Genomic DNA, 25148 nt, shown 5'->3' with positions numbered 1-25148 from the left:
TTTGTGCCTGGCCGTGCTAGAGCTTACGCCCGTATTCACGGCCCTTGGGCTTCAGCGTGCCATTGGCAATGCGGTACAGGTCGATAAGTGCCCATACCCCAAAGCCGCCAAGCGTAGCGGTCTGTACTACGCCCTGCCAGGTGTAGCCCAGGTAGTAGCGGTGCAGGCCTACCTGGCCGCCAAAGCCTGCCAGGATAATGGCTGAGAGCTGGTTATCCCGTTCGCCAGGCTGCTTTGTTTTTTTCGGTTTATCCTTCTCCTTGGGGTCTGCCTGCTCACGCTGCCTGTCCCTTTCCCCGGCCACTGTTTCGGGCTGGGCCTGCAGGGCAGGCTGATCTGCCAAAAACATATCCGGCTGATGATGGGTGGGTACACCGGCGTAGGAAACGCTGGCATGAACAGACGAGATAGCTAGGCCGCTAGTGGCTACCACGATGGCTAGCATGGTTTTGATGGACTTCAATAAATACATAAAATAAAAAAATTACGCAAATCTATATACCATAAATCATTTAGTTAACGTCGATAATCAAATCATAGACGATAACAACACCGGGTATATTGTGCAGCCACACAAAAAAAATCAGGCTGGCGAAAAGCTGTATATTCGCGCTTCAACTGATAAGAGTGTCTGAAATGGAAAAATTTGACCTGATCGTAATCGGAAGTGGACCGGGTGGCTATGTGGCTGCCATACGCGCCAGTCAGCTGGGCCTTAAAACCGCTGTGGTAGAACGCGAAAACCTGGGTGGCATCTGCCTGAACTGGGGATGCATCCCCACCAAGGCGCTGCTAAAGAGTGCCGAAGTGGCCGACTATCTGAGCCATGCAAAGGACTACGGCTTTGAGGTAAAAGAATACAAGGGAGACTTTGCCGGCATGATAAAGCGCAGCCGAGGCGTAGCCGATGGCATGAGCAAGGGCGTACAGTTCCTGATGAAGAAAAACAAGATCACCGTACTGGAGGGCACCGCCCGGCTGGACAAACAGAAGCAGGTGCTGGTAACCGGAAAAGACGGGAAAAGCACCACCTACAGCGCCCAGCACATCATAGTAGCTACGGGCGGCCGTAGCCGAAACCTGCCAGGCATGGAGATAGACGGCCAGAAAATCATTGGCTACCGCGAGGCCATGACCCTGCCCAAGCAGCCCAAAAAAATGATCGTAATGGGCAGTGGGGCCATAGGCACCGAGTTTGCCTACTTCTACAACGCCATAGGCACCGAGGTTACCCTGGTGGAGTATCTGGACCGAATTGTACCCCTGGAAGACAAGGAGGTGAGTACCACCCTGGAGAAAATATACAAAAAACGGGGCATGAACATCCTGACTGCCAGCAAGGTAACGCAGGTGGAGAAGACCGGAACCGGTGTGAAGGTGACCATAGAAACCCAGCAAGGCAAAGAAGTACTGGAGGCCGATGTACTGCTAAGCGCGGTAGGCATTGTAGCCAATGTGGAAGACCTGGGCCTGGAGGCCCTGGGCATTAAGCTAAGCAACGGTAAAATAGACACCGACCCCTACTACAAAACGAACGTAGAAGGTATATATGCCATAGGCGACTGTACCCATGGGCCTGCCCTGGCCCACGTTGCCAGCGCCGAGGGGATAATCTGTGTAGAGAAAATAGCGGGCCATAGCCCCGAGCCACTAGACTACGGCAATATACCCAACTGTACCTACAGCCAGCCCGAAGTAGCCTCGGTAGGCCTAACGGAGGAAAAAGCCAAAGAGGCCGGCTATACGCTGAAGATTGGCAAGTTTCCCTACAGCGCATCCGGCAAGGCCAGTGCGGCAGGCAAGAAAGACGGGTTTGTAAAGCTGATCTTCGATGCCAAGTATGGCGAACTGCTGGGCGCCCACCTGCTAGGGGCAGGCGTAACCGACATGATAGCGGAACTGGTGGTGGCACGCAAGCTGGAGACCACCGGCCACGAGCTGATAAAAGCCGTACACCCCCACCCCACCATGAGCGAAGCCATCATGGAGGCCGCAGCTGCCGCCTATGATGAAGTTATTCACCTATAATTCAACTACAAATAGGTAGTTGTATTTACGATTTTTATGCATATTGGCAGGCGCCCAAACAGGGGCGCCTTTTTTTGTGCCAGATTTTTTTGTGCCAGATACGCACCTACTGCACAGCCTGCTCTTGTACGAGGCACTGGCCGATACCTGGTGGCTGGTAATGGGGCTAGCCTGCCTGGCCGGCGGGGCTGTATATAGGTGGAAACACGGACACCTGAGCCAGCTGCGCCAGCTAAACCTGGAGATGCAGCGCAAAATGGACGAGCGAGCCCAGGTGGTGCTAAACCAGCGGCTGGTGATCCAGAAAAAAGTAGAAGAGTTGGAGAAGTCGTACCAAGACTTCACCATCATGAGCCGCATAGGCCAGGAGCTGACTACCACCCTGGACCTGGAGGAGGTGTTCGAAAACCTGTACGAACAGGTGAACATGCTGATGGACGCAGAAATCTTTGCCGTAAATCTGTATCACCCGGATACAGAGCTAATTGAATTTAAGTACATTATGGAAAAGGGCGAGCGGCAGCCCGTGATGTTTCAGCCCCTCAGCCGCGCTACACTGGGCAGCTACTCCATACGAAACCAGACCGAGGTGTTTATCAACAACCTGGACGAAGAGTACACCCGCTTCCAGCTACAAGCACCCACCGCCCTGCAGGGCCACAAGCCCGAGTCGATCCTGTACGTGCCCCTTATGCTGCGCGGAGAGCTGCTGGGGGTCATCTCGGTACAGAGCTTTGCAAAAAACGCCTATACCCACGAGCACCTGAGCTTTCTGCGTATCCTGGCCAGCTATACCGCCATCGCCATTGGCAATGGCAGGGCCTATGAGCTGTTGGAGCAGGCAAATGCCAGCGTAAAACAGCAAAACGAACGCCTGCAGCAGGCCAATGAGCTCATAGAGCGCAATAATGGAGCCATACTGGACAGCCTGGAATACGCCAAGCGTATACAAACCGCCATTATGCCCGCCATGGCCGATATCAAGAAAGGGCTACCCAATAGCTTCATCTATTACCGGAGCAAGGACATCGTGTCTGGAGACTTCTACTGGTACATGACCCGCGGAGACGTTACCATACTAGCAGCGGTAGACTGTACTGGGCATGGGGTGCCCGGGGCCTTTATGAGTGTGCTGGGAAACACCCTGCTAAACAACATTATACGCGAAGGGCAGCAGTACGTACCGGGCATTATCCTGGATACCCTGGATGAACGGGTGGTGCAGATGCTGAACCAGATGGACCCCAACAGTGATGCGGCAGACGGGATGGACATTGCCCTGTGCAGCCTGGATCGAAAAACCCATACCCTTAGCTTTGCCGGGGCCAACCGCCCCCTGCACTATGTGCAGGGGCGCGAGCTGAAAGAGATCCGGGGAGACAAATACCCCATTGGAGGCAAAAACAACATACATGGGCCCTACACCACGCATTCCATCAAACTGGAGCCCGGCGACACCTTCTACATCAGCACCGACGGTTTTGCCGATCAGTTTGGCGGGCGTATGCACCGGAAGTTTCTGAACAAGCGCTTCAAGCAGCTACTGGCCGACCTGTACCGGCTGGACATTGGCCTGCAGCAAGAGATCCTCAACGATGCCTTTGAAACCTGGAAAGGGGATGAAAAGCAGCTGGATGACATCCTGGTAATTGGGGTGCGGCTCTAGGCCACCACATCCGCCAGCTGGAGCAGTGGCTGCGTGCTGCGATGAGCGCAGGCCGCCACATGGGCCAACAGCTCCTGGGTATTGCCGGGCCAGTCCTGCCGCTGCAGGTAGTTGAGGGCCGACTCCTCCAACTGCTTGTTCAGGCAATCGGCCGCAAACCTGGCCCACACCACCAGGTCATCCTTACGTTCCCTCAGTGGGGGGATCCAGCAGGCACCCGCCTGCGGAGCGGTGGCGGTAAGAAAATGCAGCTGCTGGGGCCGGTGGGCCTGCTGGCCGGGCACTGCCGGATGAGCCAGACGCGTGCAAAGCTGGGCAAACAGGGCAAACTCTGTACCCTGTGGCCCACAGATCCAGGTGGAGGCACCAGGCTGCTCAGCCTGCTGAATGGCCTGCTGGAGCCAGGGCGAAGGGAGCCGCCCCGAGAGCCAGACGGCCTGGGCCTGTGTTAAGCATTCCAGCAGCTCCATGGTGCAACATTACAAAATGCTGGCATAGGAACAAGCACAAAACGAGGCAACTGTGCATCCATCCTGCCGACATAGCGGAAACAGGATCTCAACAAACATAAGCATCCAGATACAAATGAACGATCGTTAGTCTGCTGATTATCAAAAAAATAGCAACACACAATATGTTGTGGCGCCGATCTCAGACTATCTTTGCAGCATGAAACAGCAGCTAGCACCCCATATCGCCCTGTCCAGTAGGGCAGACGTGCGCGTGGCACTACTAGGGGGCGAAGCCAGCTTTCACCACCAGGCAGCCATGCAGTGCCTGGGCCAGGTAGAGCCGGTGTACTGCGATAGCTTCCAGGCAGTAGCCGATGCCGTAGGACAGGGCACCACCAGCCTGGCTATCATGGCCGTAGAGAACACCCTGGTGGGCCTGATGCTGCCCAACCTGCACCTGATCGTTCAGCGGGGGCTGCACATTGTGGGCGAGCACTACCTGCAGATCGAGCTACAGCTGCTAGCACCGGCTGGCGCTACACCGGCGGGCATCCACACCCTCTATTCACACCCCTATGCCTTTCAGCAGTGCGAGCCATTCCTGGCGCAGTATCCCCGGCTGGCACGCATAGAGCGCAGCGATACAGCCGACGCAGCACGCAGGGTGGCCGAGCTGGCAGACCCTGGCGTAGCCGCCCTGGCAGGCCGCCTGCAGGGCCAGCACTATGGGCTACAGGTGGTGGCAGCAGATGTGCATGCGCATACACAAAACTTCACGCGCTTTTTGGTATTGGCCAAACAGGGGAGCGTACCACAGCCCAATAAGGCCACCTTTTGGTTCCGGCTGGCCCACCAGCCGGGTAGCCTGGCCCATGTGCTACAGGTGTTTGCCCTGCACAAGCTGAACCTGACCAAGCTGACAAGCATAGCCGTAGCCGAGTATCCCAACGATTTTGCCTTCTGGGTCGAATTCACCTTCGACAGCTACACCCATTATCAGATTGCCCTGGAGCTGATCCGCCCCAAGGTGAAGCAACTGCACATCCTGGGCGAGTATGCCGCCTCGGACCTGGCCCCCTTCCAACCCGAACGAATATGAACCCCCAAACGCCCTGGCTGAACCCCGCCACCACCCCCCTGATCATTGCCGGCCCATGCAGTGCCGAAACCGAAGAACAAGTGCTGGAAACCGCGCGCCTGCTGCGCAAGCATATACCAGAGGCAAGCTACTTTAGAGCCGGGGTGTGGAAGCCGCGCACACGGCCAGGCCAGTTTGAAGGCGCGGGGGCCGAGGCCCTGCCCTGGCTACAGCGGGTGCGGCAGGAATTTGGCTTCAAGCTAGCCGTAGAAATAGCCAATGCCGAGCATGCCAGCCTGGCGCTGGAGCATGGCATAGACCTGCTGTGGCTGGGTGCGCGTACCACCGTAAACCCCTTCAGCGTACAGGAGGTGGCAGATGCACTGGCCGGGCATGAAGGCCCGGTGCTGGTAAAAAACCCCATCAACCCCGACCTGGGCCTGTGGATGGGTGCCTTGGAACGGCTGGAGCGGGCGGGCATCCGCCAGCTGGGCGCCATACATCGGGGCTTCAGCACCACAGGAAAAACCCCCTATCGAAACGAACCACAATGGCACCTGCCAATTGAGCTAAAACGCCAAATGCCCAACCTGCCCCTGCTGTGCGACCCCAGCCACATAGCTGGCAGCCGCGCACGCATACCCGAGCTGTGCCAGCGTGCGCTGGACCTGCAGATGGATGGACTAATGATCGAAACACACCCCACGCCAGAAGCGGCCTGGAGCGATGCTGCACAGCAGCTGAGGCCCGAGGACCTACAGGAAATACTGGCCAGACTGGTGGTGCGACGGGAGAAGAGTGAAGAAATCAGCTATGAGGTACAAATGGAAGAGTACCGAAAGCGTATAGACCAGATAGACCAAGAGCTGATACACCTACTGGCCGAGCGGATGGACATTAGCCGGATGATTGGCCACCTGAAGAAACGCCAACAGGTAACCATCCTGCAGCTGAAGCGCTGGGATGAGATGATACGCAGCCGCCTGGAACTGGCGCAAGACCTGGGCCTGGAAGCCGACTTTGGCCAAACGCTGTTTCAACTGATACACGAGCAGTCCATAAACCGGCAAAACCAGATTATGAACCGGACCGAAAGCCCTGGCAACCAGTAGGGGCGCGGGCCGCCAAAAGGCATGGTGCCCTGCGCCGATGCGGGGGGGCTATAGCAAACGCCCCCATTGCCCATCCTTAGCGTGGGGCTACCAAGCTCTACTATGCACAAGAGCCCCCCGTGCAAACCAACACCGCCATCCCGCTAACAACGGAAGCTGGGGCTGATAAGCAGTATATGCCCGCAGCCTTTATTCCGGGTCGTTGTCCGAATAGCTATCCGGCTCAGGCTTGGCTTGGCTATTCAGCACCATCCAGAAGAACCTGCCTGCTATAAAAGTAACCAGGACCTGGATAGTGACCATCATGAAAATAGCTTCTCCACTCATACTAAGCTCCTTTTCCGTTTAAGACGTGCTAAATACACAATATAACATACATCCGCAAAAACACTGAGCAAGCGTAAACGACTCATATCTGCATAGAAGATGGAATTGATTCTGATTTTCCGGTTGCCACCGCATGCTCCTGGCCCCCGCGAACCCACCAGCCGATCGGGGGCCGAGGTGCGGATGGCCTTAACCACCACAGTGGAATCGTGGGGAGGGGGCAGCTGGGGTGCCTCCTCGCTAAAACAGCGCTTTGTGCGCCCTACCTCGGTATTGTAGCAGCTAGGTTTCTGGGCAATGTCTACCCGCAGGCCATCTACCTGGCTGCGTATAGCCGCCACCGTACCAGGCACATCGGCAAAGATGCCATATACCCCGAAGTAGTTCCGCAGCTTGCCGTGGCCCATGGTATCCAGGATGAAGGGCGTGCTGTGGTTGCCAAACCGGCCGCCATACCTACCCATGCTCCACGCTACCCACAGCAGCGGCAACCCAATAAACATAAATATGAGGCAAACGAGATAGGGGATCAGGAAAGCCCCGCCGCCATGCCCCTCTGCCTGCGCCAGGAAACGCAGAAAGCCACCCAGCCTGCCATGGCCAGGATAAGCCCCATGCGCGAGCCCCAACCGTCCTTTGTGTTCGACATGCGGTTCTATCGCTTTTCTTGCATGCTATATTAGCAAAAAGCAGACAAACCCCGAATTAAAATCTAGCTAAATCTACTCTTTTGTTAACAAACCAAGAAGGAAAACCGATAAGAAGCCAATAAGCACCGTTTAGACAAGAAAGGCATCCCTTATATGGCCTCATTCGTAGTAAATTCGTGGAGAAACGCATAAATAGCGTACGCATAGCGATCTGATATTTTGCGCGCATGATAGAGCGGATACTGAACATACTACGGGCGGTGCGTTATTCGCTACCCATGCAGCTGCTGCTAACCCAGATCCGCAGCCACAAGCTTGTTCTGCTTACCTGGGTGTTTGTTATTCTGATCATCACCCAGCAGATACTGAACAACCTGGGGGGGGGCTATCTGTTTCTGGAGCCTGAGTACATGAACCAGGTAAACTTTGCCAGCATGTTTATCCTGGGCATCAGCTTTGGCATTTTCAGCCTGGCTTTTCAGATGACGTGCTACATCCTGGACGGGTATCGCTTTTTCTTCCTGGGGCTGGAGCGCCGGCCCTTCATGACCTTTAGTATCAACAATAGCTTTATCCCGCTTCTTTTTTGGCTCATCTACTCCATTTCCTACATTAGCTTCCATAGCCACAATGACCAGGTTGACCTGAGCCGCATCCTGCTGAACCTGCTGGGGGCCATACTGGGTGGCATCCTGGTTACCACCCTGAGTGTGCTGTATTTTTCGGTGCGGAACAAGGACGTAATCAAGCTGTTTGGCGAGAAAATAGTGCAAGAGCTGCGCAGCCCTAGCCTGGTGGTGCGCGAAGCCCGTAGAACCCTGGGCCAGCTGATACGGGTAGACTGGTTCTTTGTCAAGTTTACCAAAGTAGAGCGGGTGCAAAAGAACATAAAAGGCGACCTGCGCTACCTGATCCGGGTGCTAAACCAGAACCAGGCAAATGCCCTGATCCTGCAAGTGATGCTGCTGCTGGCGCTTATCTCGCTCGGCATCTTTCAAGACAATCCCTACTTCAAGATACCGGCGGCGGCCAGCTTTATGCTGTTGTTCAGCTTCCTGATCATGATCATCGGGGCCGTTACCTTTTGGTCTCGAAAGGTGGGGCCAGCCACCATCCTGGCCCTGCTGGGCATCGCCTTTTTTATCAATCAGTTCGAGCCCTTTGTGGGCGACAACTATGCCTTTGGCCTGAACTATGAAAAGGAATGGGTAGACTACAACTACCCGGCACTGCGCGAGATTGCCAAACCCGAGCACGTACAGGCCGACTCGCTGTACACCGTGCAGATGCTGCAAAACTGGAAGGCTAAAAACTGGCAGCCGGGCCAGCCCCTGCCCAAGCTGGTGCTGGTGGCGGTGAGCGGGGGCGGAAACCGCAGCGCCCTGTGGACAACACGGGCCCTGCAGACCCTGGATGCCGAGCTGGAGGGCAAACTGCACAGGCAAACCGCGCTTATAACCGGTGCCTCGGGCGGGATGATAGGCGTGGCCTACTGGCGAGAGCTGGTGCGCCAGAGCCTGAGCAACAGCCAGATAAACCCCAATGACCCCATACACCTGGAGCGGGTGAGCAAGGACCTGCTAAACCCCATCGTCTTGAACCTGACCACCAACCTGTTTATCCCCAACCTGGTGTGGGAATACGGGGGGCGCGCCTACGAGAAGGACCGGGGCTATGCCTTTGAGGGGCAGCTGAACGAAAACCTACCCCAGCTAAGAGATCTACAGCTGAAAGACTATCGCGATGACGAGTACCATGCGCGCATCCCCGCCATGATCTTTTCGCCCACCATTGGCAACGATGGTAGGCACCTCTATATCAGTCCACACTCGGTATCGTACCTGATGAAGTCTCACCAGTTTAATAACGCCTACCGCAATGAGATAACGGGGGTAGACTTTCAGCGGCTTTTTGCCGCGCATGGGGCAGACGGGCTGCGCTTCACTACAGCCATCCGGATGAATGCCACCTTTCCCACCCTGCTACCCTATGTGGAGCTACCCACCCGGCCCGCCATCAGCGTACTGGATGCCGGTGTGCTGGACAACTTTGGGGTAAACACCACCACCCGCTTTTTGTTTTGCTTTCGCGAGTGGATAGAGGCCAATACCAGCGGCATAATGATGATCCTGATACGCGATACGCAGCGCGAGCAAAAGGTATTGGAAAACCGGAAGAAAACGATCCTGAACAAAATAGCAAGCATGTTTGGCGGGCCTATCACGGGCTATAGCAAGGGCAAGGACTTCCTGAACGATGAGATGCTGGAGCGCACGCAGGCCTGGATGGGCGTACCGATGGACGTGGTGGAGCTGCAGTACATACCAGCCCCCACCTTCAAGGGGGCCGCGCTTAGCTTCCACCTGACCGACCGCGAGAAGCAAGACATACTGAACGCCATGTACAACGAGGAGAACCAACTGGCAGTAAAGCGAATCAAGGAATTTATGAGCAGCAAGTAGTGGGGCAAGAAGCGGCAAAGCCCCACCCGGAAGATGAGGCTTTGGCTATCCAGCAGTCTGCTTCAGGGCTGTTCTGCTCCCAGCCCGTGGGTACAGTTCAGGTTATGGCTAAAACCTGGCCCGCAACCCAATGGAGGGGATCAGCGTACTGCCCTCATCCTCCACCAGCTGGGGGCGTGCGGGGCTCAGGTACTGCCGCGTAGCAGGGTCTCGCTCCAGGGTAAAATTGGGCGGCGGGCTGTTTGGGCTACTGGTTATATTTTGCAGGTCGATAAAAGCAATCAGGCTCCACTTCTTGAAGAAGAATTTGCGTTCCAGGCGCAGGTCCACCTGGTTGAAGGCTGCCGTCTGCTCCGCATTCACCCGCCGGTTATCCAGCACCGGCTCGCCCGTTACCAGATACTGCTCCGTGCTGGCGGCTATATCCCAGGGCGTATAGGGGGCACCGCCCAGGTAGCGCCATTTTACAGCTATTTCCCAGTTCTTCTTCCGGCCCAGCTGGTAGCCCCCGGTGAGCGAGATCAGGTGCCGGTTGTCCCAGCTACTACGGATGTATTCGTCCGAGTCCAGGCCGGTAAATTCGCTGCGGTAGATGGTATAGGCCACAGTGCCATATAGCCGCTTGGCCAGCTGCTGCTGGGCAAATACCTCCACCCCGTAGCTGCGGCCCCGGCCAACGGAGCGCACCGCCTCATCGCCAAACACCCCGAAGTCGCCCCCCTTATTGGCCAAGCTAATGGAGTCATCCAGGCTAACCGGATAGTCGTCATACTGCTTGTAAAAGCCCTCCAGGCTGAAGAGGGTGCTGCTGCCAGGCTGGTACTCCAGGCCTGCCACATAGTGCAGGCTGCGTATATAGTCTGCATCCCGGTTCACACGCATACCGCCATTGTCCTCAAAGCCGAGGATCGTATAGCTCGGCAGCTTGTAGTACACCCCTACGCTGCCATTCACCCGCCACTGGTCCGTCAGGCTATAGCTCAGGCTCAGGCGGGGGCTTAGGGTGCGCAGGGGGTTATTACCCCCGTCGGTATAGTTATTCAGGTCGGTACGCACACCCAGGTTGGCCAGCAGGCGGCTGCCCGCAAAGCGGCGGCTGATGCTGCCATAGGCCCCATAGCGCATAAAGCCAACCTCGTTCTCGTACGCTACGGTGTCGCGTACATCTGCCCCCCCTACGATAAAGGAGCTATTGGTATACTGGCCATACTGGCTGTTCAGGCCGTAGGAGATTAGCCAGTCGCCCTTCTTGCTCACCACATTCAGCCTCAGCTTGTTCTCTGCCTCTACGCTCTCGAAGTCGAGCACCCGCACACCGGTTATCAGGTTATCTCGGCGGATACGGTTGCTCAGCCAGTTTCGGCTAAGGGCCAGGGTGTAGTAGCCCGATGGGGTAAGGTGCCGGATGCTGGTACCCATCGTATAGGTATCCTGGCTCTGCTTGGGGAAACCATCCAGCAGGTACAGGCGGTCAAACTCGGCCTCGTCGGGCTTAGCCAGGGTAATGCGGTCGATAGCACCAATGCCAATGAAGTTCACACTCGTCTTATTGCCCACATCCCAGGTCATTTTGCCCTGAAAGTCGTAGTAGTCGGGCAGAAAGGGTAATCCAATAGCATCGAACAGAAACTGCAGGTAGCTGCGCCGCGCGCTCACAATGCCGCGCAGCTTGTTTCCCGCAGGGCCATCCAGGGTAATGCCTGCCTCGGTGGCACTCAGCAGGGCGGTGGTCTGCAGGCGCTGCCGGTTTCCCTCTATAAAGCGGAAGTCGAGCACCGAACTAAGGGTATTGTCAAACCGGGCATCGAAGGCCGAACTCTGGAAATCCACATTCTCGATAAAAATGGAGTTGATAATGCCTACCGGCCCCCCGCCACTACCCTGGGTGGCAAAGTGGTTGATGTTCGGTATCTCAATGCCATCCAGGTAAAACACGTTCTCATTGGGTGCGCCACCGCGCACAAGGATGTCGTTTCGAAAGCCCACACTGCCGCTCACCCCGGGCAGGTTCTGCACCACCCGGCTAATGTCGAAGTTGCCACCCGGATTGGTACGTATCTGCTCTACGCCCAGGCTTCGGCTGCTTATCAGGTTGCTCGAGGTCTTGGTAAAGCGGTTGGCCTGTATCCGGATGGTGTCGGTCTCCGTAGGCTGCGGCACCATGCGGATACTTACCTGTGCCACCCCCCCCTCTATCAGGATCTGGCGCTCTACCCAGGTCTGGTAGCCCAGGTAGCTAACCTGTAGCGCATAGGTGCCGCGCGGAATGCCCGATAGTACAAAGCGACCCTGTGCATCGGTGTAGGCCCCCAGCTGTGTCCCCTCCAGCAGCACCGAGGCTGCCACCAGGGGCTCGCCCGTACTGCCATCCTGCACCTGGCCCTCCAGGCTGCCATCCTGGGCTTTTAGCATACTACCACTACCGAATAGAAAACCCAGCAACAGTGCTACCCTAATTGTTTTCTTCATCTCTCGTTTTTATTGGCAAAAAGACAGCAGGCTTGGCGCCCTACGGCCCCACTAGTACTGCAAGTACACCCGCAAAACTACACAGACGCAACCTATAAACCCAGGCGTAGACCAACTGGCACCTGGTGTGTGTGAAAGTGGGCCACCGAAACCATCCACACGGAAGCTTGATAATATTCCGGTTCTCCACACCCGTATACAGCAAGCGTGCCTGGGGCACCCAAGTTGCGCTATCTTTGCAAATGCCATGGCGTAAGTGGATCAAACCGGTGGGCTGGCTGGTCTTGCTGCTCCTGCTCTGGGGCCAGAGGAAGGAGCTGCTGCTGGGCCTGAGTGGCTGGCTAGCCGCCACCGATGTGCCGGGCACTACGGCCCCCCGCCAGGCACTGTTTGTACTGGCAGGCGGGCCCATAGAGCGGGGCTACTATGCCGCCAGGCTGTATCAGGCAGGTGTGAGCAGGCGCATTATCTGCACTGGCGAGCTGGAGCCGCAAGAAGCTGTGCTGGACTGCCGCGCCGCTGCCGAGGCAGCACTCACCCGCAAGGCAATCCTGCACCGGGGGGTGCCGGAAAACAGTGTGGCAAAGCTACCCGTAGGTACTAGCACCCAGGAAGAGGTGAAGGCTATACTGGCCTACTGCCAGCAGCACCACCTTACACGCATCGGCTTGGTTAGCAGTCGCTTCCACACGCGCCGCATCCGCCTGGTAGCCGAGCGCTCGGCCTGGCTAATGGGCATAGACCTGGCCATCTATGGTGCACCGTCCATTCAGTATGATCCGGAGCTTTGGTGGAAAACCGAGAATGGGTTACTTTTTGTTTTCTCGGAATATGTAAAGCTGGCCTACTACCTGTACAAATACTAGGGGCATACGGTTTTCAGACAGCCCCCCCAAGGGCTGGCTATACAGGCCGGGCTATTCCCGGTTTTTACTATCCAGCCAGATGGTAACGGGCCCGTCGTTCACCAGTGGGATCTTCATATCTGCGCCGAAAACACCGGTAACTATGGGCTGGGCCACACCCTGGCCCAGCTGCTGAACAAAAAACTGGTAGAGCGGAATGGCTATTTCGGGCTTGGCAGCGCGGATGAAGCTGGGCCTATTGCCCCGCTGCGTACTGGCGTGTAGGGTAAACTGACTGACGACCAGAACTTGTCCATCTACGTCTTGCACCGATAGGTTCATCTTGTCGTCCTCGTCGGCAAAGATGCGGAGCTGCGAAATCTTTTGTGCCAGCCAGGTGGCATCTGCTTCCAGGTCGGCTTCCTCAATGCCTAGCAGTACCACCAGGCCCTGGCCTATCTGGCCATGCAGGCTGCCGGATATAACCACGCCGGCCTCTGTAACACGCTGAACAAGTGCCCTCATCCGTGTAGGTCTCCGGCCTTCTCGGTATCCTCGCGCAGGTCCATCTTGCCCACGGCTTCGGCCTCGCGCATATACGCCTTGGTCAGGTCGGCCTTACTTTTGGCAGGCTCCTTCGGCTTTTTGCGCTGACTCAGGTAGAAACGCACGATGGGAATGGCTGTTACCACAATGAAGCCAATCACAATATACTCGTAGTATTCGCGTATAGCCGGGTAGCCCCGTCCGAGCCAATAGCCCAGGCTAACCAGGCCACCTACCCACAGGAGGCCGCCCAGCAGGTTGAAGAACATGAACCGGCGGTACTCCAGGTGCGCCACGCCTGCCAGTACAGGCGCAAAAGTGCGGATGATGGGCAAGAAACGGCCTAGCACCAGGGCTTTGGCTCCATGCTTGTCAAAAAACTGGCGGGTCATCTGCACATACTCGGGCCGAAAGATTCGACTCTCGGGCCGCACAAAGATGCGCGGGCCATACCGGCGGCCAATGTAGTAGCCCACATTATCGCCCACCACAGCGGATATGCTAATAAAGAACAACACGCTGAAGTAGCCGAACTCGAAAAAGCTGGCATGCGTGGTACTAAGGGCGGGGTCGGCAGCCAGCAGGCCAGCGGTAAAAAGCAAACTATCGCCCGGAAGAAAGAAGCCAATCAAGAGGCCTGTTTCAGCAAATATGACCAGGAACAGCAACCACAGACCTCCATACTTGATGATGGACTCAGGGTTTACCGCCTCCTGAAAAAAACCAATTACGGTATCAAACCACTCCATAGGCTACGCTTAGGCTCATTGCAGGCCGAAAGATAAGGATATAACCGCAGCCTGGGCGGTTGTTGTATGACAATAGCTTCATTAACCCTGGCTGCGGATAGAGCGGATGGAATTCTTGATAGAGGCAATCAGCTTGTTGCTCATCACTACGTTGTTCAGGCCCTCGCGCACCAGCCTGCGCAGCGACTTTTCGATTCGGTACTGCTCCAGGCAGTACTCGCAGTTGTTCACCATATCCTCAAAGGCCGCGCACTGGCCCTCGTCCAGCCTGCCATCCAGCAGGTCCTCCAGTTTCGCGATGATTTCCTCGCACTCTTGCTCGCTGTAGGGGCTATTTGGTGCCCTAAGACCCAATTTCTTTTCCATTATTTCATTCTTTTTTTGGTTGTCACCGTCTTGTATAGCAGGCAGGTAGTATCACGCATCTTCGGGTTCATCGTCCGTATCATAGCCCATAGAAACGGCATAGTCCATAAGTGCCTCGCGCAGCATCTTACGTGCACGGTGCAGCCGGCTACGCACGGTGCCGATGGGGATGTCTACAATCTTGGAAATCTCCTCGTAGGTAAACTCTTCTATGTCGCACAGGATGATGACCGTTCTAAAATCTACCGGCAGGCTAGAGAGCGCCTTGGTTACCTCGTCTCCGATAAGGTCTCGAAACATGCGTTCGCGGCCATCTATGCTGTCGGAATAAGCGGCCTTCCCTGTTTGCAGAAAAGTCTCGGCTTCCTCGTAGTCTATCTTTCCAGGCTCCTTGCTCTGCTTTCGGTAGTTGTTTATAAAACTGTTCTTCAGGATACGAAAGAGCCAGGCCTTTGCATTACTGCCCCGCTCATAGCTGCCGATAAAGCGGTAAGCCTTCAGGTAGGCATCCTGTACCAGGTCGTTGGCATCGTCTTCATCGCCTGCCAGGCGGAAGGCGAAGTGGTACAGACTCTTGATGTGGGGCATCATCTCGGCCTCGAACAGGCGGTCATTCTTAACCTTCTGCTCGCGCTCTTCGGGGGTCATATCCCGTTCTGCCTCTGCCTTCAGGCGGCTTTCTTCTGTTTCATTTAGGGTGTGAAGGTTGTCGGACATAGGGTATATTGAAAAGTAAACAGGGATACGCCGGTTTGGGTTCCGGTCTTCTGGCACAAGTGGGTACGAACGCACACGGTATTTACATAAAAAAGGGATTGCTCGCCTCGTACCCGAGCATCTAAAGTTATGACAGAGGCCTCGATATTCAGCTATCCGCAGGCAGCTGCATAGTGCGCTGTGCCTGGGCGCAGGGTAGGTGGGTGTGGCGGCAGCAGCCGCTCTAGGCTGCGGTCAGGTCTGCCACAGCGTGCTTGTACGGTTTGTTCGGCTCGCTGGCCTGGGCAGCAGCCAGGTCGGGGTGGAACTCGCGAAAATGATCCTGTAGCGTAGGGGGCAGGTCGCTCAGGCGCAGGGTTTTGTTCTCCAGGGCCTCATTTAGCTGCTTGGCTGTCATGCTGCTGCCATCGTGGCTCCAGCCCGGGGGGCCAAAGATGTACATAAAGGCGGCATGCAGGCTGGGGGCACGGCGTACATCCTGCCAGATGTGGGCATATTCGTGGCCAAAAATAACCAGCGGGTTGTAGCTGGCAGGGGGGTGCGTTACGCCAAAACGGGGCTCTAGCCGGGGCAGATGCTCCTTGTAGGTGCCAAACAGGCGATCCCAGATGATGAACATCCCACTGTGGTTCTTGTCCATATATTCCACATTACAGCTGTGGTGTATCTGGTGCAGCCAGGGCGAGTTTAGTATCCAGCGGCCTACAAAACCCCAACTCGGCATCCACTTGATGTGCAAAAAATACTGGTAAATGGCATTTACGGCCAGGGCGGTAATAATGGCCACGGGGTGAAAGCCCACCAGGGGCATCCAGAGCCAGAAGAGTGGCTTGTACAGGATGGTGGCCCATCCGTTCCGGATGGCGGTGCTGCCCAGGTTGAAGTGCTCGCTGCTGTGGTGCACAATGTGCGCGGCCCACAGCACCCGCACCGTATGGCTAAAACGGTGGTGCCAGTAGAAGTTGAAATCATCGGCAATGATAACCAGTGCCCATACCCACCAGTACTGCGCCCAGCTTAGGTCTAGCAGGCCCTGCCCCCCCCCTATGGTGTGGTAGCCAAAAAGTGTGGCACGCAGGGGGTCGGCCAGCAAAAAAAGGTAGCCAAACAGCATGAGCCGGACAGTGCTGGTAAAACTCTCGACCAAGATGGCACCCGCCCCCATGCCCATGCTGCCGAGCATGTCCTTCATATTGTACAGCCTGTAGCCCCGCTTGGGCCTGTGCACAAACAGGATTTCGACAAAGATGAACAGGACAAAGAAGGGGACCCCGAAAATCAGGGGGTTGGGTATCGGCCGGCGCAGCTCGCGCGCATAGATGTCTACCAGCGGGCCAAAGATATCTGCAAAAAACTCGAACATGGTTTTAATGAAAGGTAAAGGATGTGCGCAGAGGAGCAAGCACCACACGCACCGAAGCAACGAAAAAACGAAATGTTTCGTGAAAAAGCATACTCAGGAGGTCATATATTCTTGCTTACTTTGCCCCCACTATGGCAAGTCATAACCATTCGCGCATTACCCTGGGGGGGCTGCTCATCTCACTAGGCATCATTTATGGCGACATTGGCACCAGCCCACTGTACGTAATGAAGGCCATAGTGGGCGACCAGCGGATTAACCAGGACCTGGTGCTGGGGGGCCTGAGCTGTGTGATATGGACCCTGACGCTGATGACCACAGTCAAGTACGTCATCATCACCCTGCGGGCCGATAACAAAGGCGAGGGGGGGATCTTCTCGCTCTACGCGCTCATCCGGCGGCAAAAGCGCTGGCTAATCTTCCCCGCCATCATTGGCGGGGCCACCCTGCTAGCCGACGGCATTATTACGCCCAGCATCTCCGTCAGCTCGGCCGTAGAGGGCCTGCGCATCCTGAATCCGGAGATCAATACCATTCCCATTGTACTCGTTATCCTGAGCCTGCTGTTTTTCGTACAGCAGTTTGGCACCGCAGCCATTGGCAAAAGCTTTGGGCCGGTCATGCTGGTGTGGTTTCTGGTCCTGTTTGTACTAGGCCTGTACAGCCTGCTACAAACACCGGAGGTGCTGCTGGCCGTAAACCCGGTGTATGCCTGGAACCTGCTTATCAACTATCCGGGTGGATTTTTGCTGCTGGGGGCTGTTTTCCTCTGCACCACGGGGGCCGAGGCCCTGTACAGCGACCTGGGCCATGCCGGCCGGGCAAACATCCGCCTAAGCTGGGTGCTGGTGAAGCTATGCCTGCTGGTAAACTACCTGGGCCAGGGTGCCTGGCTGCTGCGCCACAGTGGCCAGCTGCTGGAGGGGCAGAATCCCTTTTTCCAGCTTATGCCAGCCTGGTTTCTCCCCTTTGGCATCCTGCTGGCCACCCTGGCAACCATCATTGCCAGCCAGGCGCTCATCAGCGGCAGCTTCACCCTCATCAGCGAGGCCGTACAGCTGGAACTGTGGCCCAAGAGCAAGATTATCTACCCCACCGAGCAGAAGGGGCAGCTGTACCTGCCGGGCATTAACCTGCTGCTGTGGATCGGCTGCCTGGGCATTGTGCTGTACTTTCGGGAAAGCGAGCACATGGAGGCCGCATACGGGCTGGCCATTACCATCACCATGCTGATCACAACCGTGCTGCTGGGCTTCTACCTGGCCAAGCGGGGCACCCATGCGGCCCTACTTGGGCCACTCATGGTTCTCTTCCTTACGGTAGAGGGCATCTTCTTTGTAAGTAATACGCACAAGTTTATGGACGGCGGCTGGGTATCCCTGCTCATCGCCATTGCCCTGGTGCTGGTAATGCTGATATGGCGGCGGGGCCGCATCCTGAAGGCACGGTATACGGACTATGTAGACCTGGCTGGATACCTGCCCATGCTGCAGGAGCTGAGCCAGGACGAAAGTGTAAGCAAGTACAGCACCCACCTCATCTACCTCACCTCGGCACCCTCCAACCGCAAGGTGGAGTGGAAGATCCTCTACAGCATCTTTCGCAAGCAGCCCAAGCGGGCAGATACGTACTGGTTTATCCACGTAGACGTAACCGATGACCCACACACCCGCGAGTTTGAGGTAGAGACCCTCGTGCCCGGCCAGGTGTTTCGCGTAAACTTTACCCTGGGCTTCCGGGTGCAGCCGCGCATCAACCTGCTGTACAGAAAAGTGGTGGAAAACATGATTGCAAGCGGAGAGGTGGATATCCTGAGCCGATATACCAGCCTGAGAAACCACCAGCAGGCTGGCGATTTTCGGTTTATTGTCATCGACCGTTTCCTGAGCGCAGAGAACGAGCTTCCGTTCTTTGAGCGCATTGGCATGAAGAGCTATTTCTTCCTGAAGCACTTCACGCAGGGAGATGAGCAGAGCTTTGGGCTGGATAGCAGCTCCGCCACCGTAGAAAAAGTGCCCTTCATTATTACGCCCCCAAAAGATTTTAGCCTGAAAAGAATACAAAGAGAGAACACTGCCTAGGCGGAATTCGTTAACTTGTTCATCCGACATGAAGAATCCGCTGGACCAACTGAACCTTACGCCCAGAGAGGCCTATTTTGCCCTGAGCCGCATCATCTCTTGGGCAGATGGCGTGCAGCAGGAGGCCGAGCTGGATGCACTTGCCACCCTGCGCATGGTGGAGCAGATAGACCTAGATGTGTATGACAAGATAGAGACCATCTCGGATGACACGGGGCTTTTTTCGTGCAGCATAGCCGCGCTGAAAGACCATGAAGCGCCTATCCGTGCCCGGGCCTGCGCCTGGATGCTGATGACGGCCATGGTGGCCAATGAGGGGCCTGTAACCACACGGCCCATAAAGTGGGACCTAACCCTGGCCAACGTTAGCCCCGAAGAGCGCGACTGGATAAACCGGGCCCAGAAGGCCCTGGACGTGGCAGACAGCGCCCTGGATGATGCCTTCGACCTGATCCCCCGAATCCGCAGCATGGACTAGCGCACCGCCCTGCCGACCCACACAGGGAGGGCAGCCAGGCGAAGAAACAGGCCATCATCAGGCAGCAGGCTATTCCGCCCCCACAACCCCAAAACAAAAAGGGGTGGAGGTATTCCCCCACCCCAAGCCATGGCTGGCCGGAAGATGCCTACCCGGCCCTACTGCTTAAGCAGGCGGGCAGGCTGGTAGCCCGCAGCCTGCAGCAGGTAGCTGCCTGCAGGTAGCGCTGCCAGGTCTAGCACGGGGGCCGTGCCGCGCAGCAGCAGCTGCCCCTGCAGGCTGTGCACCTGCACGGCAGTGCCCTGCGGCAGCCAGATGCGCAGGCTACCCGTGGTGGGGTTTGGCCCGAAAGAGAAGGGGCTGGCCTGGCTGTGGCTGGCCCGTGTGCGGCTGGTTACCCCGGGGGGTGCATCGGCTACAAACTGCATGCGCCGCACCCCCGTGGGGGCCGCCACCAGGCCGGGCGTAGGGGCCGAGCCCAGGGTAAAGAGGGTGTCTGCGCCGGAAAAATTGGTGGAAGAAAGAATGAAACCGGCAGCTGCCTGTGGCGGGGCAGCCGCAGGCGGGTAGTAGGGGGCAAACCCATACACATTCTGGCTGGCAAGCTGTGGCGGAAAGCCGGAGGGGCGCAGCAGCGTATCCACCTGCTCCGACGCAGGCGTGTAGCCAAGGAGATAGGGGCTCTTAAAGTTCTGCTCGCCAGTAAACAGCAGGCGGTTGCCATCGGGCGCAAAGCCTCCATAGCTGCTTATCTTCGTGGTATCTATCTGCACCGGGGTCTTGCTCAGGGTGTCTATGTGGGTAACGATCAGGCCCTCACCGGCATAGTTCAGGCTCTGCAGCCACAGCTGGCCATTGGCCAGCAGGGCAAAATTCTGGGGATTGTGCGGCACCGTCAGCGTCTTCAGGGTGTCTTGGGCCAGTAGGTCTACTACCGCTACGCTATCCTTATCGCCCAGGCTGCCGGGCAGGCTCACATAGGCATAGTTGCCCAGCACGAACACATCCTCGGCTTCGGGGCCCAGCTTGTCTGCCCCCAGGGCCCACACCAGCTGGTGGTGGTTGGCGCGGTCGAAAACAGCCAGCCTGCTGCTGCCATAGCCGGCCACCAGCAGGTACTGGCCCCAGAAGGCCAGCTGGCGGGCTCCCACGTCCTTCAGCGTATCCACCATGCTGCCTGTACGCAGGTTGTAGATGTACACGCTGCCGGGTGTGGCCTGCCCAAAGGGGATCCCCCCCACGGCATACAGCCAGGTGGTATCCGCATCGGCCGTATCTACATACAGGTCGTTGCCATAGGCCTCCAGCTCAAATAGCTTCTGGTACGCCAGCTGTGGGTAGCGCACCAGGCCTACCTCGCCCGGGGTGCTGCCATTGCCCTCGGCCAGGATGAACAGGCGGCCCGCAGGCTGTGCATGCAGCCTGCCAGCGGGTAGCATCAGGAGCAAAAATAGAAAGGGAACCAAATGAGCCCTCCATCGGTACGCGCGTGGAGAAGCAAGGGTAAAAGTGAACATAAAAGAAATGATTTGGGTGAAACAATGGCTCGCCCCATCCAGCGCGACGCCCCAGCTGTATAGCCACCCGCATGCCTGCTGCACGGACACCGGGGCAGGATACGGCAGGTGCACCCGCCACATCCTGCCACTACGCAGCAGCAACACCGGACGCCCGATACGCGCAGGCCGTCTCTCCATCCACAGGCAGGTCTCCTGGCTTGGGGCCCGTACGGCACGCCTTCTCCGGTATGGGCAGGGGCTTTAGTAGTAAAACCCGGCTGCACTGCCGAATGGCCGTGTGCCTGTACGCTGGCAGCCCCTTACAGTTGCGCGTCAGCTCCCGCTTTTCACGGGATTCCCTATTCTCCCTCGTACCACCTGCCCAGGCCGACTACGGCCTGGCGGGGTGGCACCCGGGCACCTGTGGATACAGTACTGTACAGAACGAAGCGGCAAATTTACGCTTTATTTTACAGCTCTGGCACCCAGAACGGGCCGGGCCATGCCCACAGCAAGCCCCCTGATCGGGCAAAAAGTCGTGTGTATTTGCTAATTTTGAACTCAAACCCGCCCGATAGATGTATGGGCGTGTATCTTCAGGCTTTTACCCCCAACCCTACCCGTACTATGTCCAGACTACAAGAGGCGCAAGCGCTACCGCATACCGAGGTCATTACCCGCACCCCTTTCCCCAGGTCTACCAAGATCTATGTACCCGGCCAGCTGCACCCTATACAGGTAGCCATGCGCCAGATAGAGCTAAGCGCCGTGCAGGGCGACCAGAATGCACCGATTACGGTGTATGACACCAGCGGCCCCTATACCGACCCACAGGCCGACATCCGCATAGAGCAGGGGCTGAACCGCCTGCGCGAGGGCTGGATACGCCAGCGGGGCGACGTGGAGGGGGTAGACGTGCACAGCCGCTACACCCAGGAGCGCCTGGCCAAGCCGGAGCTGGATGCCATCCGCTTCCCCAACCTGCATGCCCCACTACGGGCCCGGGCAGGCCAGAACGTAACCCAGATGCACTATGCGCGCAAGGGCATCATCACCCCCGAGATGGAGTACATTGCCATCCGCGAAAACCAGCGCCTGCAGGCCTACAAGGCACAGGCCAGCACCCAGCACCCGGGCGAAAGCTTCGGGGCCAGCATACCCCGCGAGATAACCCCCGACTTTGTACGCGAGGAGGTAGCCAGGGGCCGCGCCATTATACCGGCCAACATCAACCACCCCGAGAGCGAGCCCATGATCATCGGGCGAAATTTTCTGGTAAAGATCAATGCCAACATAGGCAATAGTGCCGTGAGCAGCAGCATAGCCGAAGAGGTAGAAAAAGCCGTATGGGCCTGCCGCTGGGGGGCCGATACCATCATGGACCTGAGCACCGGCCGAAACATACACGAAACCCGCGAATGGATCCTGCGCAATAGCCCCGTACCCATTGGCACCGTACCCATCTACCAGGCGCTGGAGAAGGTAGGCGGCGTGGCCGAAGACCTGACCTGGGAACTATACCGAGACACGCTGATTGAGCAGGCCGAGCAGGGGGTAGACTACTTTACCATCCATGCCGGTGTGCGGCTGCGCTATGTACCCTTCACCGCCCGGCGCGTAACGGGCATCGTAAGCCGGGGCGGCAGCATCCTGGCCAAGTGGTGCCTGGCCCATCACCAGGAGAACTTCCTGTACACGCACTTTCACGAGATCTGCGAGATCATGAAGGCCTACGATGTGTCCTTCAGCCTGGGCGATGGCCTGCGGCCCGGCTCGCTGGCCGATGCCAATGACCGTGCCCAGTTTGCCGAGCTGGAAACCCTGGGCGAGCTGACTAAAATAGCCTGGGAGCACGAGGTGCAGACCATGATAGAGGGCCCGGGCCATGTGCCCATGCACCTGATAAAGGAGAACATGGACAAGCAGCTAAGCACCTGTGGCGAAGCGCCCTTCTACACCCTGGGCCCCCTTACTACCGACATTGCCCCGGGCTACGACCACATAACCAGTGGCATAGGGGCGGCCATGATAGGCTGGTACGGTACCGCCATGCTGTGCTACGTAACGCCCAAGGAGCACCTGGGCCTGCCCAACAAGAAGGATGTAAAGGACGGGGTAATCACCTACAAAATAGCGGCCCACGCGGCCGACCTGGCCAAGGGCCACCCAGGCGCACAGCTGCGAGACGATGCGCTGAGCAAGGCACGGTTCGAATTCCGCTGGGAAGACCAGTTTAACCTGAGCCTGGACCCCGACACGGCCCGTGCCTTTCACGACGAAACCCTGCCAGCCGATAACGCCAAGGTGGCCCACTTCTGCAGCATGTGTGGCCCCAAGTTCTGCAGCATGGAGATCACCCAGCAGATACGCGACTACGCCAAGGAACTGAACCTGGAGGACGAGCAGGCCCTGGCCGAAGGCATGGCTGAAAAGGCAGCCCAGTTTAAGGACCAGGGCAGCCAGCTGTACGTGACCGCCGACATCTAAGTTGCTTAACAATGGGTGGGAGATTGACCCGGCTAACGGAAACGGGAAAAAGGCCAGAAGCACTACGAAATGACCAACCAGCCTTAGCAGGCCGCATGCTACGCACGCAACCACCCCGCCCAGCCAGGTGCCGCACACGCAGAAATGGCGCCCCGCCAGGGGTGGCGCAGGTAGTGCAGGCCCAGGATTATACCGCATTCGGTGCGGCCATGGAGGGGCGGAGTTTCTCTATTTCTGCGTATCGTTTCGGCTTTAACGGCAAGGAAAATGACCCGGAATTTAACGGAAACTACGACTTCGGAGCCCGCTTCCTGGACGTAAGATTAGGCCGCTGGCTGCGGATGGATCCCATCACCCATTGCTTCCAGAGCCCATACGCAGCCATGGAAGGAAACCCCATCTCCCTCATCGACCCCAACGGAGGAAAAACCATCTTTGTGAATGGATTCTGGAGTAGCTATGATTATCTTGGTTTGATTGGTAGTATGTCTGGTAGAGATTACTGGGATCCTAATTTGATTAGCTATCTAAAGAGTTTTGTCGGAGATGAGGGAAATGGCTCAATGTTTGTAGATGGAAGTGGCGATACACCTGCAAGTTCTGGCCTTATAAGATTTCTTGAAGGAGCTAACTATGCGAGAGAAAATTTCCAAGATATTATATCTAACCTTAAGACAGATGAGAATGGAAATATAATCGAGAAACTACATATTTTTACCCATAGTCATGGCAGTGCTTTTGGTGCCGGAATGGCTACTTACATTGTTCATGCAGGTGCTAGTCTTGGAATTGAAGTTGAAACGGTAATACATTTATCTGCCAGCGGACCAGAGCTTTTTTCAACGCCAGATTCGCCAATTACATATCAATTTGGCATACAAAATGATCCTATAGTAGATGAAGATACGCGTATAAGGGGGGTTGATTATTTTGGTGTTGTAAAAACAAATAGATCATACACTGATGACTTGTTTGAGAGTCACGCAGCCACAAAATACTTAAATTCTACTTTTAAAAATGGCTTAGAAGATTTGAATTTATTATCATCTTATAATTCTGTTGAGAATGTGGTCACAGAGGTAGCTTCTTCAGCAGAGAAGTCAACTAATTTAGATTCTGTACCTAAGGGAACTGTTGAACTTGGTCAATTCCTTTATGAGTGTGCTGTTTGTACGGAGAATTCTTATAATGGAACTGAATGGGAGCATTTAGAGCTAAATGAAAGTAATGAAAAGTAGAACCGAGAAAAATGCAATTGTTTTTTTGTTATTTATATCCATAACTTCAACTTTGTTATTGATGATTAACTTACTTTATGTTATGATTGTTTCTTACAATGGATCCGGAAAATATGATCAAAGTTCCTGGGATTTATTTATGAAAATTATCTTTAGAACATTTATTAGTTTTTTAATTATTTTGATAAAAAATAATATACTATTTGTATTCATGAGAAATATTTTGAAAGTTTTTTGGGGCATATATAATGCCGAAAATGTAATTACTTTTCAGAAATATTTTATATATTTTGAATTTTTGTCTCTATTTATATGGGACGTATTTTTGTTATTTTATTTCTTTAATTAAGTGTAAAACTAGTCTTCCTGTCTTTTGTTTCGTGATAAATTCAGTTTTCCCCGGGCCTTGCCAGGCTAGCGCCCGGAAGGGGGGCGGGGCCGTAGCGGCAAAACAAAAAGCTGTTTGAGCGAAGCGAGTTCTTTTTGTTTCGCGTAGGCCCCCCGCCCTTCAGCGACGGCTGGCACAGCCCTTGAT

At 56.1% G+C, this 25148-nt stretch carries 19 protein-coding genes, 2 pseudogenes and 1 riboswitch; of the genes and pseudogenes, 11 read left to right on the top strand and 10 right to left on the bottom strand.

Annotated features, from left to right (window positions below; all coding sequences use genetic code 11):
• Window positions 1-16 precede the first annotated feature (16 nt).
• Entirely contained in the window at window positions 17-472 is a 456-nt protein-coding gene (locus tag LW884_10200; protein ID MCE3008699.1) for a TM2 domain-containing protein, read from the bottom strand.
• A gap of 164 nt (window positions 473-636) precedes the next feature.
• Here LW884_10200 and lpdA point away from each other — a divergent pair, with 164 nt between their 5' ends.
• Together lpdA and LW884_10190 are read left to right on the top strand one after the other, a co-directional pair.
• Complete coding sequence (gene lpdA, locus LW884_10195; protein MCE3008698.1) at window positions 637-2028, top strand: dihydrolipoyl dehydrogenase; 1392 nt, start codon at window positions 637-639, stop codon at window positions 2026-2028.
• Between the two features lie 91 nt (window positions 2029-2119).
• Window positions 2120-3694, top strand: coding sequence for a SpoIIE family protein phosphatase (locus LW884_10190; protein MCE3008697.1), 1575 nt, complete (start codon window positions 2120-2122; stop codon window positions 3692-3694).
• On the opposite strand, the gene LW884_10185 is transcribed toward LW884_10190, so the two are convergent.
• Window positions 3691-4164, bottom strand: a complete 474-nt coding sequence (locus LW884_10185; GenBank protein MCE3008696.1) for a hypothetical protein — start codon at window positions 4162-4164, stop codon at window positions 3691-3693. The genes LW884_10190 and LW884_10185 overlap by 4 nt on opposite strands.
• A gap of 199 nt (window positions 4165-4363) precedes the next feature.
• Between LW884_10185 and LW884_10180 the strand changes: the two genes are divergently transcribed.
• Both LW884_10180 and LW884_10175 read left to right on the top strand, forming a co-directional pair.
• Window positions 4364-5245 carry a prephenate dehydratase gene (locus tag LW884_10180; GenBank protein ID MCE3008695.1) on the top strand — a complete coding sequence of 294 codons (882 nt, stop codon included), beginning with the start codon at window positions 4364-4366 and terminating at the stop codon, window positions 5243-5245.
• The gene (locus tag LW884_10175; protein ID MCE3008694.1) at window positions 5242-6336 is read left to right on the top strand and encodes a bifunctional 3-deoxy-7-phosphoheptulonate synthase/chorismate mutase type II; all 1095 of its coding nucleotides are present in this window, start codon (window positions 5242-5244) and stop codon (window positions 6334-6336) included. The genes LW884_10180 and LW884_10175 overlap by 4 nt, the downstream gene beginning before the upstream one ends.
• Window positions 6337-7013: 677 nt before the next feature.
• Here LW884_10175 and LW884_10170 read toward each other — a convergent pair.
• Window positions 7014-7312: pseudogene (locus LW884_10170) on the bottom strand (sodium:calcium symporter).
• Window positions 7313-7540: 228 nt separating this feature from the next.
• Here LW884_10170 and LW884_10165 point away from each other — a divergent pair.
• Window positions 7541-9775, top strand: coding sequence for a hypothetical protein (locus LW884_10165; protein MCE3008693.1), 2235 nt, complete (start codon window positions 7541-7543; stop codon window positions 9773-9775).
• A 108-nt stretch (window positions 9776-9883) separates the two neighbouring features.
• Here LW884_10165 and LW884_10160 read toward each other — a convergent pair whose 3' ends face one another.
• The gene (locus LW884_10160; GenBank protein MCE3008692.1) at window positions 9884-12244 is read right to left on the bottom strand and encodes a TonB-dependent receptor; all 2361 of its coding nucleotides are present in this window, start codon (window positions 12242-12244) and stop codon (window positions 9884-9886) included.
• A gap of 242 nt (window positions 12245-12486) precedes the next feature.
• Here LW884_10160 and LW884_10155 point away from each other — a divergent pair, with 242 nt between their 5' ends.
• Entirely contained in the window at window positions 12487-13110 is a 624-nt protein-coding gene (locus LW884_10155) for a YdcF family protein (protein ID MCE3008691.1), read from the top strand.
• Window positions 13111-13161: 51 nt separating this feature from the next.
• On the opposite strand, the gene dtd is transcribed toward LW884_10155, so the two are convergent.
• From dtd to LW884_10130, 5 genes are all read right to left on the bottom strand, one after another.
• Complete coding sequence (gene dtd / locus LW884_10150) at window positions 13162-13614, bottom strand: D-aminoacyl-tRNA deacylase (GenBank protein MCE3008690.1); 453 nt, start codon at window positions 13612-13614, stop codon at window positions 13162-13164.
• Window positions 13611-14384 carry a VTT domain-containing protein gene (locus tag LW884_10145; GenBank protein ID MCE3008689.1) on the bottom strand — a complete coding sequence of 258 codons (774 nt, stop codon included), beginning with the start codon at window positions 14382-14384 and terminating at the stop codon, window positions 13611-13613. Before LW884_10145 ends, dtd begins: the two co-directional genes overlap by 4 nt.
• An 81-nt stretch (window positions 14385-14465) precedes the next feature.
• Window positions 14466-14750: a hypothetical protein gene (locus LW884_10140; protein MCE3008688.1), complete on the bottom strand. Its 285-nt coding sequence runs from the start codon at window positions 14748-14750 to the stop codon at window positions 14466-14468.
• Between the two features lie 51 nt (window positions 14751-14801).
• The gene (locus LW884_10135) at window positions 14802-15398 is read right to left on the bottom strand and encodes a sigma-70 family RNA polymerase sigma factor (GenBank protein ID MCE3008687.1); all 597 of its coding nucleotides are present in this window, start codon (window positions 15396-15398) and stop codon (window positions 14802-14804) included.
• A gap of 292 nt (window positions 15399-15690) precedes the next feature.
• Window positions 15691-16830 (bottom strand): sterol desaturase family protein, encoded by a 1140-nt coding sequence (locus LW884_10130; protein ID MCE3008686.1) that lies wholly within the window; start codon window positions 16828-16830, stop codon window positions 15691-15693.
• Window positions 16831-16961: 131 nt separating this feature from the next.
• Between LW884_10130 and LW884_10125 the strand changes: the two genes are divergently transcribed.
• On the top strand, window positions 16962-18911 hold the full coding sequence (locus LW884_10125) for a KUP/HAK/KT family potassium transporter (GenBank protein ID MCE3008685.1): 1950 nt from the start codon (window positions 16962-16964) through the stop codon (window positions 18909-18911).
• A 28-nt stretch (window positions 18912-18939) separates the two neighbouring features.
• Window positions 18940-19389, top strand: a complete 450-nt coding sequence (locus LW884_10120; protein ID MCE3008684.1) for a hypothetical protein — start codon at window positions 18940-18942, stop codon at window positions 19387-19389.
• A 158-nt stretch (window positions 19390-19547) separates the two neighbouring features.
• Here LW884_10120 and LW884_10115 read toward each other — a convergent pair whose 3' ends face one another.
• Window positions 19548-20828: a hypothetical protein gene (locus tag LW884_10115; protein ID MCE3008683.1), complete on the bottom strand. Its 1281-nt coding sequence runs from the start codon at window positions 20826-20828 to the stop codon at window positions 19548-19550.
• A gap of 245 nt (window positions 20829-21073) precedes the next feature.
• Window positions 21074-21285: riboswitch (cobalamin riboswitch) on the bottom strand.
• A 230-nt stretch (window positions 21286-21515) separates the two neighbouring features.
• Between LW884_10115 and thiC the strand changes: the two genes are divergently transcribed.
• From thiC to LW884_10100, 3 genes and pseudogenes are all read left to right on the top strand, one after another.
• Entirely contained in the window at window positions 21516-23375 is a 1860-nt protein-coding gene (thiC, locus tag LW884_10110; protein MCE3008682.1) for a phosphomethylpyrimidine synthase ThiC, read from the top strand.
• Window positions 23376-23584: 209 nt separating this feature from the next.
• Window positions 23585-23737: pseudogene (locus LW884_10105) on the top strand (hypothetical protein).
• 21 nt (window positions 23738-23758) lie between these two features.
• Window positions 23759-24613 carry a hypothetical protein gene (locus LW884_10100; GenBank protein MCE3008681.1) on the top strand — a complete coding sequence of 285 codons (855 nt, stop codon included), beginning with the start codon at window positions 23759-23761 and terminating at the stop codon, window positions 24611-24613.
• Window positions 24614-25148: the final 535 nt, after the last annotated feature.

The sequence above is a fragment of the Bacteroidota bacterium genome (assembly GCA_021300195.1).
In the GTDB taxonomy this organism is placed as follows: domain Bacteria; phylum Bacteroidota; class Bacteroidia; order J057; family JAJTIE01; genus JAJTIE01.
The sequence above is the reverse complement of the archived record's forward strand: the minus strand, read 5'-3'. Positions and strand labels throughout refer to the sequence as shown.

Excerpts from the sequence above, each read along its gene's own strand:
- LW884_10115 (MCE3008683.1), bottom strand. The coding sequence starts at position 20,828 with ATGCTACCCGCTGGCAGGCTGCATGCACAGCCTGCGGGCCGCCTGTTC.
- LW884_10100 (MCE3008681.1), top strand. The coding sequence starts at position 23,759 with ATGGAAGGAAACCCCATCTCCCTCATCGACCCCAACGGAGGAAAAACC.
- LW884_10160 (MCE3008692.1), bottom strand. The coding sequence starts at position 12,244 with ATGAAGAAAACAATTAGGGTAGCACTGTTGCTGGGTTTTCTATTCGGT.
- LW884_10125 (MCE3008685.1), top strand. The coding sequence starts at position 16,962 with ATGGCAAGTCATAACCATTCGCGCATTACCCTGGGGGGGCTGCTCATC.
- LW884_10185 (MCE3008696.1), bottom strand. The coding sequence starts at position 4,164 with ATGGAGCTGCTGGAATGCTTAACACAGGCCCAGGCCGTCTGGCTCTCG.
- LW884_10175 (MCE3008694.1), top strand. The coding sequence starts at position 5,242 with ATGAACCCCCAAACGCCCTGGCTGAACCCCGCCACCACCCCCCTGATC.
- dtd (MCE3008690.1), bottom strand. The coding sequence starts at position 13,614 with ATGAGGGCACTTGTTCAGCGTGTTACAGAGGCCGGCGTGGTTATATCC.
- LW884_10165 (MCE3008693.1), top strand. The coding sequence starts at position 7,541 with ATGATAGAGCGGATACTGAACATACTACGGGCGGTGCGTTATTCGCTA.
- LW884_10135 (MCE3008687.1), bottom strand. The coding sequence starts at position 15,398 with ATGACCCCCGAAGAGCGCGAGCAGAAGGTTAAGAATGACCGCCTGTTC.
- LW884_10155 (MCE3008691.1), top strand. The coding sequence starts at position 12,487 with ATGCCATGGCGTAAGTGGATCAAACCGGTGGGCTGGCTGGTCTTGCTG.
- LW884_10140 (MCE3008688.1), bottom strand. The coding sequence starts at position 14,750 with ATGGAAAAGAAATTGGGTCTTAGGGCACCAAATAGCCCCTACAGCGAG.
- LW884_10200 (MCE3008699.1), bottom strand. The coding sequence starts at position 472 with ATGTATTTATTGAAGTCCATCAAAACCATGCTAGCCATCGTGGTAGCC.
- thiC (MCE3008682.1), top strand. The coding sequence starts at position 21,516 with ATGTCCAGACTACAAGAGGCGCAAGCGCTACCGCATACCGAGGTCATT.
- LW884_10145 (MCE3008689.1), bottom strand. The coding sequence starts at position 14,384 with ATGGAGTGGTTTGATACCGTAATTGGTTTTTTTCAGGAGGCGGTAAAC.
- LW884_10180 (MCE3008695.1), top strand. The coding sequence starts at position 4,364 with ATGAAACAGCAGCTAGCACCCCATATCGCCCTGTCCAGTAGGGCAGAC.
- LW884_10120 (MCE3008684.1), top strand. The coding sequence starts at position 18,940 with ATGAAGAATCCGCTGGACCAACTGAACCTTACGCCCAGAGAGGCCTAT.
- lpdA (MCE3008698.1), top strand. The coding sequence starts at position 637 with ATGGAAAAATTTGACCTGATCGTAATCGGAAGTGGACCGGGTGGCTAT.
- LW884_10130 (MCE3008686.1), bottom strand. The coding sequence starts at position 16,830 with ATGTTCGAGTTTTTTGCAGATATCTTTGGCCCGCTGGTAGACATCTAT.